This is a genomic window from Streptomyces sp. PA03-3a (assembly GCF_033792735.1).
In the GTDB taxonomy this organism is placed as follows: domain Bacteria; phylum Actinomycetota; class Actinomycetes; order Streptomycetales; family Streptomycetaceae; genus Actinacidiphila.
The window spans coordinates 72529-80336 of sequence record NZ_JARAVM010000037.1 but is presented as its reverse complement, the minus strand read 5'-3'; the positions used below and the strand labels follow the sequence as shown (position 1 = coordinate 80336).

At 69.9% G+C, this 7808-nt stretch carries 6 protein-coding genes and 2 tRNA genes; 2 read left to right on the top strand and 6 right to left on the bottom strand.

From position 1 onward, the window contains the following. Nucleotides 1-431 precede the first annotated feature (431 nt). Nucleotides 432-1301 (top strand): hypothetical protein, encoded by an 870-nt coding sequence (locus PV342_RS33495; RefSeq protein ID WP_400801492.1) that lies wholly within the window; start codon nt 432-434, stop codon nt 1299-1301. A gap of 70 nt (nt 1302-1371) precedes the next feature. Here the strand turns inward: PV342_RS33495 and clpX are convergent, their stop codons facing one another. From clpX to PV342_RS33470, 5 genes are all read right to left on the bottom strand, one after another. Further along, the gene (clpX, locus tag PV342_RS33490) at nt 1372-2658 is read right to left on the bottom strand and encodes an ATP-dependent Clp protease ATP-binding subunit ClpX (RefSeq protein ID WP_018556568.1); all 1287 of its coding nucleotides are present in this window, start codon (nt 2656-2658) and stop codon (nt 1372-1374) included. A 174-nt stretch (nt 2659-2832) separates the two neighbouring features. Further along, on the bottom strand, nt 2833-3498 hold the full coding sequence (locus PV342_RS33485; protein WP_037730978.1) for an ATP-dependent Clp protease proteolytic subunit: 666 nt from the start codon (nt 3496-3498) through the stop codon (nt 2833-2835). 68 nt (nt 3499-3566) lie between these two features. Next, nucleotides 3567-4169 carry an ATP-dependent Clp protease proteolytic subunit gene (locus PV342_RS33480; RefSeq protein ID WP_018556566.1) on the bottom strand — a complete coding sequence of 201 codons (603 nt, stop codon included), beginning with the start codon at nt 4167-4169 and terminating at the stop codon, nt 3567-3569. A gap of 241 nt (nt 4170-4410) precedes the next feature. Further along, a complete protein-coding gene (gene tig, locus PV342_RS33475) occupies nt 4411-5805 on the bottom strand; it encodes a trigger factor (protein WP_329187891.1) in 1395 nt (464 codons plus the stop codon). A 165-nt stretch (nt 5806-5970) separates the two neighbouring features. Then, a tRNA-Pro gene (locus PV342_RS33470) sits at nt 5971-6047 on the bottom strand. A 111-nt stretch (nt 6048-6158) separates the two neighbouring features. Here PV342_RS33470 and PV342_RS33465 point away from each other — a divergent pair. Continuing rightward, nucleotides 6159-6229, top strand: a tRNA-Gly gene (locus tag PV342_RS33465). A gap of 600 nt (nt 6230-6829) precedes the next feature. On the opposite strand, the gene PV342_RS33460 is transcribed toward PV342_RS33465, so the two are convergent. Continuing rightward, complete coding sequence (locus PV342_RS33460; protein ID WP_500319969.1) at nt 6830-7570, bottom strand: SDR family oxidoreductase; 741 nt, start codon at nt 7568-7570, stop codon at nt 6830-6832. Between the last annotated feature and the right edge of the window lie 238 nt (nt 7571-7808).

Sequence of the window (7808 nt, the reverse complement as noted above, 5' to 3'; positions counted from 1 at the left end):
CCACAGTGCAGGCGCGGCGCTGAGCCGGTCCGGGCATCGTTCCGCACACGCGAACAGTGATTGCGTCGGCGGTCGCCCGCCGGGAGCGACTGCGGTTTGCATACCGGCCGGGGGGCGCCGGCGCCGCGCGGACCCGGGTGCCCCACGCGCCCGCGCACCGGGCGCGGCGGCGTCGGGACCGGCAGGCGCGGCCCCGCCGTGTCCCGGAGCCCGACCGTCGCACCCGAACGGCGCCCGGCCTGAGCGCGTCTGAGGGTGACTCGGCGGAGGGAACGGGTAGGGGTGACTCCGGCCGGATGTGCGGTGACGGTGATCAACCGGGCATCTGCATCGTCTTGTTACCAAGTCCTGACGACTCCGGTGTAAAGACCGCTTAAACGATCCGCAAGGATGAGTACGAGGAGACAGCAGTTCAACGAGGGGACTCACCGATGAGCTTCAACCAGCCGCCGCCGCAGCCGGGTTACGGCGGCCAGCCCGGCTACGGGGGCCAGCCCGGCCAGCCCCAGCAGCCGCCGGTCCCGCCCGGTCCGCCCCAGCAGCCCGCACCCGGGTACGGCTACCCCCAGCAGCCCGCTGCGCCGCAGACCGTCCCCGGTTACGGCCAGCCCCAGCCGCCCGGCCCGTACGGTCAGCAGCCCGGCCCGTACGGCCAACCGGGCCCGTACGGCCAGCAGCCCGGCGCCTGGGGTGCCCCTCCGCCGCCCCCGTCCTCCGGCGGCAAGGGCAAGGTCATCGGAATCGTCGTCGGCGTCGTGGTCGCCGCCGCGGTCATCGGCGGCGGCATCTTCGCCCTCTCCAGCGGCGGCGGCATCGGCGGCGGCGACGGCGATTACAAGCTGACGACGCCGGCGACGGTCGTGGACGGCAAGTACAGCAAGTCCGACCAGAAGCTCGCGGAGTCCGAGTCCGGCAGCGACAAGTACATCTCGAACGGCACCTCGATCTCCGCCGCCTACACGAGCGCCGACGAGCAGATCGGGTTCGGCGGCGCCTACGGCGGAATCGACGACCCCGGCGCCGCGGTCGACAAGATGATCTCGGCCGCCCTGTCGGGCAGCACCGCCGCCGAGCAGCACCCGGCCGGCTTCGACGGCGACGTGATGAAGTGCGGCGAGAAGGACTACGGCGTCTTCAAGTCCCCCTTCTGCGTCTGGGGTGACGACAGCACCATCGCCCTGCTGATCTGGTCCCCCTCCACGGAGGCGGCCGGCTCCGGCACCATCCCCGACGCCCCCTCCGTCTCCGACTTCGCGCAGACCACGGCGAAGTTCCGGAACGACGTCCGCGTCAAGAAGTGACCGGCCACCACACGTGAGGGGGCGCCCGGCAGATGCCGGGCGCCCCCTCACGTGTGCGGGTGGGTGCGTGCTACGCGCTCTTCTGCTCGCCCTTGCCGATGATGCGGGGCTCGCGCGGCACCAGGGTCGGGTTCACATTGGAGTGCACGACGTCCTCGGTGATGACGACGCGGGCGACGTCCTTGCGGGAGGGCACCTCGTACATCACCGACATCAGCACCTCCTCCATGATGGCGCGCAGACCCCGGGCGCCGGTCTGGCGGAGGATGGCCTGGTCGGCGATGGCCTCCAGGGCGCCGCGCTCGAACTCGAGCTCGACGCCGTCGAGCTCGAAGAGCCGCTGGTACTGCTTGACCAGGGCGTTGCGCGGCTCGACCAGGATCTGCAGCAGCGCCTCGCGGTCGAGGTTGTGCACGCTGGTGATGACCGGCAGACGGCCGATGAACTCGGGGATCATGCCGAACTTCACCAGGTCCTCCGGCATGACCTCGGAGAACTGGTCCGCGGAGTCGATCTCGCGCTTGGAGCGGATCGTCGCGCCGAAGCCGATGCCCTTGGCACCGGCCCGGGACTCGATGATCTTCTCCAGACCCGCGAAGGCACCGCCCACGATGAAGAGCACGTTGGTGGTGTCGATCTGGATGAACTCCTGGTGCGGGTGCTTGCGCCCGCCCTGCGGCGGCACCGAGGCCGTGGTGCCCTCCAGGATCTTCAGCAGGGCCTGCTGCACGCCCTCGCCGGAGACGTCCCGGGTGATCGACGGGTTCTCGCTCTTGCGGGCGACCTTGTCGATCTCGTCGATGTAGATGATCCCCGTCTCGGCCTTCTTGACGTCGTAGTCGGCCGCCTGGATCAGCTTGAGCAGGATGTTCTCGACGTCCTCGCCGACGTACCCGGCCTCGGTGAGCGCTGTGGCGTCCGCGATGGCGAACGGCACGTTCAGCATGCGGGCGAGCGTCTGGGCGAGCAGGGTCTTGCCGGAGCCCGTGGGGCCGAGCAGCAGGATGTTGGACTTGGCGAGCTCGATGCCGTCGTCGTGGCCGCGCCCGCCGCCGTTCTCACCCGCCTGCACGCGCTTGTAGTGGTTGTACACCGCGACGGAGAGCGCCTTCTTCGCCGGCTCCTGGCCGACGACATAGCTCTCAAGGAACTCGTAGATCTCGCGCGGCTTCGGCAGGTCCTCCCACCGCACCTCGGAGGACTCGGCGAGTTCCTCCTCGATGATCTCGTTGCAGAGATCGATGCACTCGTCGCAGATGTACACACCGGGTCCTGCGATGAGCTTCTTCACCTGCTTCTGGCTCTTTCCGCAGAATGAGCACTTGAGCAGATCGCCGCCGTCACCGATGCGTGCCACGAGGTGCTTCCCCTTCGCCTGGGTCCCGCCAGTTCGACGAGTCCTGGTGCTTGCCTATCGACGGTACCTTGCCGCGCCCCCAGTGCGGGCCCCCCTTGGAGCTACTGGGCCGTGACCTGCACAACCCGATGGCTCCAAGAGGGGACTTCTTGTCGCAGAATGCCCTGCCCGGCGTCAGACCGCGACCGACGAGCCCTTGCGGGTCGAGACGATCTGGTCGACCAGACCGTAGGAGAGGGCCTCCTCGGCCGTGAGGATCTTGTCGCGCTCGATGTCGTCGCGGATCTTCTCGATCGGGGTGCTGGAGTGCTTGGCCAGCATCTCCTCCAGCTGGGCCCGCATCCGCAGGATCTCGTTGGCGGCGATCTCCAGGTCCGAGACCTGGCCGCGGCCGGTCTCGCTGTACGGCTGGTGGATCAGGATGCGGGCGTTCGGCAGCGCCATCCGCTTGCCGGGGGTGCCGGCGGCGAGCAGCACGGCCGCGGCGGAGGCCGCCTGGCCCATGCAGACCGTCTGGATGTCGGGCTTCACGAACTGCATCGTGTCGTAGATGGCCGTCAGCGCCGTGAAGGAGCCGCCGGGGCTGTTGATGTAGACCGAGATGTCGCGGTCCGGGTCCATCGACTCCAGGCACAGCAGCTGCGCCATGACGTCGTTGGCGGAGGCGTCGTCGATCTGCACCCCGAGGAAGATCACGCGCTCCTCGAAGAGCTTCGCGTAGGGGTCGTACTCGCGGACGCCCTGGGAGGTGCGCTCGACGAAGCGCGGCACGACGTAGCGGGCCTCGGCCGCGCTCGTACGGTCGTAGATGCCGCTGCCGGGGAAGTTCTGGGTGGTCACGTTCACCGTCCTGAGATGAGCATTGGGCTGGGGTCGGTCCTGCGGGGCTGCGCGGGCGTCAGGCCCGGTCAGGCCCCGGTGCCGCCGCCGCCCGGCACGTTCACGGCGTGCGTGATGACGTCGTCGATCAGGCCGTACTCCTTGGCCGCGTCGGCGGAGAACCAGCGGTCGCGGTCGGAGTCGCGGGTGATCGCCTCGACGCTCTGGCCCGAGTGCTCGGCGATGAGCTCGGCCATCCGCTTCTTCGTACGGAGAAGCTGCTCGGCGTGGATCTTGATGTCGGAGGCCGAGCCGGCCAGGCCGGCGGACGGCTGGTGCATCAGGATGTCGGTGTTCGGCAGCGCGAAGCGCTTGCCGGGGGTACCGGCGGTCAGCAGGAACTGGCCCATGGAGGCCGCCAGACCCATGGCGATGGTGACGACGTCGTTCTTGATGAACTGCATGGTGTCGTAGATCGCCATGCCGGCCGTCACGGAGCCGCCGGGGCTGTTGATGTAGAGGTAGATGTCCTTGTCCGGCTCGGCGGCAAGGAGGAGCAGCTGCGCGGTGATCTTGTTGGCGATGTCGTCGTCCACCGGCTGGCCGAGGAAGATGATCCGCTCGCCGAGCAGCCGGTTGTAGACCTGGTCGCCGAGGCCACCGATGGTCGGCTCGCCGGCGGCGGAAGGCATCGGAGTCGTCACGTATCCACCTGCTCGTTGTCGGACGGCGCGGACGCCGTCACAGGGTCTTCTCGTAGGGCACGGGCCCTCGTACTTACGGACCCTAACGCGCAGGTGGGGCCCGGCAATCCCTCACGCGGAACTGTTCGCTGTCAGCGCAGGGAGGGTGTAAGCGGAGAGCGAAAAGGAGCAGAACGGGCCCGGACGCACTGGTCGTCCGGGCCCGTCGGATGTCGCTACGGGGCGAGGATCAGGCCTCGGAGCCCTCACCCTTGGCGGTCTCGGCGTCCGCGTCCTCGGAGGTGGCCTGGACCGTCTCGCCGGTCTCGTCCTCCTCGTCCTCCAGGTCGACGACCTCGCCGTTGGTGTCCTTGACCGTGGCGGCCTCGACGACCAGGGCCAGCGCCTTGCCGCGGGCGACCTCGCCGACGAGCAGCGGCACCTGGCCGCCCTCGACGACCGCCTGCGCGAACTGGTCGGGGCTCATGCCCGAGGAGGCGGCACGGCGCATGAGGTGCTCGGTGAGCTCCTCCTGGTTGACGGAGAGCTTCTCGGTGGAGACGAGCTCGTCCAGGACGAACTGGGTCTTGATGCCCTTCTTCGCCTGGCCCTCGATCTCCTCGTCGTACTCCTCGCGGGTCTTGCCCTCGTTCTCGAGGAACGACTCCCACGTCAGGCCGGCGGCCGGGAACTGGTGGTGCTCCAGGTTGTGGACCCGGGTCTCGATCTCGTCCTTGAGCAGCTTCTCCGGCAGCGGGATCTCGACCAGTTCCAGGAGGGCGTCCAGCACCTTCTCCTGGGCCTGGGTGGCCTGGTCGTACTGCTTGATGCGCTCCTGGCGCTTCACGGCGTCGGCGCGGAGCTCCTCGAGGGTGTCGAACTCGCTCGCCAGCTGGGCGAAGTCGTCGTCCAGCTCGGGCAGCTCACGGGCCTGGACGGTGGTGACGTCCACCTTGACCTGGGCCTCCTTGCCGGCGGCGGAGCCGCCCTTGAGCTCGGAGGTGAAGGTGGCCGAACCGCCGGCCTCCAGGCCGATGACGGCCTCGTCGATGCCGTCGAGCAGCTGGCCGGAGCCGATGGTGTAGGTGACGCCACTGGCGACGCCGTCCTCCAGCACCTCGCCCTCGACCGAGGCCTCCAGGTCGACGACGACGACGTCGCCGTCGGCGGCGGCGCGCTCCACGACGGTGGTGGAGGCGAAGCGCTCGCGCAGCTGCTCCAGGGCCTTGTCGACGTCCTCGTCGGACACCTCGATGGCGTCCACGGTGACCTCGATGCCGGAGTAGTCCGGGATCTCGATGACCGGACGGATGTCCACCTCGGCGGTGAACTTCAGCTCCTGGCCGTCGTTGAACTCGGTGATGTCCACCTCGGGCTGGCCGAGGACGTTGAGCTCGCCCTCGTTGACCGCCTCCGTGTAGAACTTCGGCAGGGCGTCGTTGATGGCCTCTTCGAGGACCGCGCCACGGCCGAACCGCTGGTCGATGACGCGCGCGGGGATCTTGCCCTTACGGAAGCCCGGCACCGTGACCTGCTGGTTGATCTTCTTGTACGCCGCGTCGAGGCTGGGCTTGAGCTCCTCGAAGGGCACCTCGACAGTGAGTCGAACCCGGGTCGGGTTCAGAGTCTCGACGGCGCTCTTCACGGTTGGGTCTCCTTGGGGGCTTTACGTTGATGGGCGGCCGCTCGGCGATCGTGCGGGGCGGCTGGTGTTCGACCTGGCATTTCCGCGTACCGCGTGGCCGACGACCCATCCTACCGGTACCACAATCCTGCGGCCGGGCCTGCTCGGCACAGGGCGGCCGAGCACTGGTCGGGGTGGCCGGATTCGAACCGACGACCTTCCGCTCCCAAAGCGGACGCGCTACCAAGCTGCGCCACACCCCGTCGGTGCGACACGTAGAGTACATGCCTCCGCACACCCTGACGGCCACATACGGCGTGCGTGGGAGCCGGGTCGATCGGCTACGATCTGATGTGCCAGACTGACTGGCCGTTGCGGGCGTAGCTCAATGGTAGAGCCCCAGTCTTCCAAACTGGCTACGCGGGTTCGATTCCCGTCGCCCGCTCTGCAGGCAAAGGCCCAGGTCAGGGGAGCGATTCCCCGGCCTGGGCCTTTGTTTCCCCCGAACGGACCGGTCGGCCGCGTGCGCCGGCCTACGTGGTCCGTACCGCCCGGCCCTCACGATCACGGCGACGACGGCACCGGGTGATGCCGCTCCGGCGCGCGGTGGCGCCCCTCTCTCCGCCGAGGACACGCCCGGCGACCCGAACGGTGTACGCGGATCGTGCCGCGGTCCAGACGGCGTCCTGCCGGCGCGGGCCGGTCGACCCACCCCGTCGGAGGCGGCGGAACGTCCCACCGGGGGTTACGCCACAGGCCGGGGGGCGCCCCCGGCCTGGGACTTTCCGTCCGCCGAGTGGACCGCCCGGCGCCACCAGGCCACCGCGGGCCCGTCGGCTCACCCCATCGGAGGCCTCGTCAACCCGAACGGGCGCTCGCCGGGGTCAACGCCGTCGGCGGGCACGCCGGGTTGACGCGCTGGGTCCGTCACCCGAACGGGAGGCCCGAAGTCGCCGCCGGCCCTGACCGCGCCGAGCGCCGTGCGCGGGACCGGCCGTCGCGGCACACCCCCGGTGGGGGCCCGGAGGGATACGGGCCCCGTTCGTCACGCCGCCGGGCTCTGCTGCTTGAGCCAGTCGGCAAACGTGAGGGTGCCGCGGGGGCCGGGGCCGGTCGGCAGCAGGCCGCCGCTCCTCATCCCGCCGGGGAAGTACAGGGGGCAGACGGGGCGCCGGCGCGCGCCGCCCGCGGCAATGAGGCTCCGGGCGAGGTCGACCAGCGACTCGACCTGCGGGCCCGCGAGCTCGGGTGCCATCCCCTTGGGCGGCTCCAGGGCGAGGTCGACGAGTGCCTCGGCCACTTCCCGGACGGCGATGGGCTGGACCGGCGCCGTCGGCACCAGCGCTACCGGCCCGGGGACGCCGCCGAGCGCCTGGCCCACGAACTCGTGGAACTGCGTCGCCCGCATGATGGTCCACGGCACCGCGCCGCCCCGGATGATCTCCTCCTGGCGCAACTTGCCCGTGTAGTAGGGGTGCCCGACCCGGTCGACCCCCACGATCGACGGCGTCACGAGGTGCCGGACCCCGGCGCGCTCGGCCGCCCCGGCGAGATTCCGCCCCGCCTTCTCGAAGAAGCCCACAGCCACCGACTTGCGATGGGTGGTCACGTTGCTGACGTCGATGACCACCTCCGCCCCGGTCAGCGCGGCGTCCAGCCCCGACCCGCTCACCAGGTCGACGCCCTGCCCGCGCGACAGCACCACGGGCTCGTGTCCGCGAGCACGCACGGCCTCCACCACGAACCGTCCGGCTGCCCCGGTACCACCGGCAACTGCGATCTTCATGCCTGCTCCTGCCCTCTCAGCGCTGCACGAGAGGAACGACAACGGGCCACACCCTTCGCGACAGCTAGGTCCTATGGTTACGTTCGTAACGGTATCATTCAATACCATTTTACGGACCGTCCGGGACGCCCGGACATCGCCTGGGCGGCCGCGGCTCAAGGGGAGGGGGCCCGCTGGGGCCCGCGAACCCCCCGGGCCGGCCACCTCCGCATGCGTGGACGCCGGAGTCTGCGCAGGC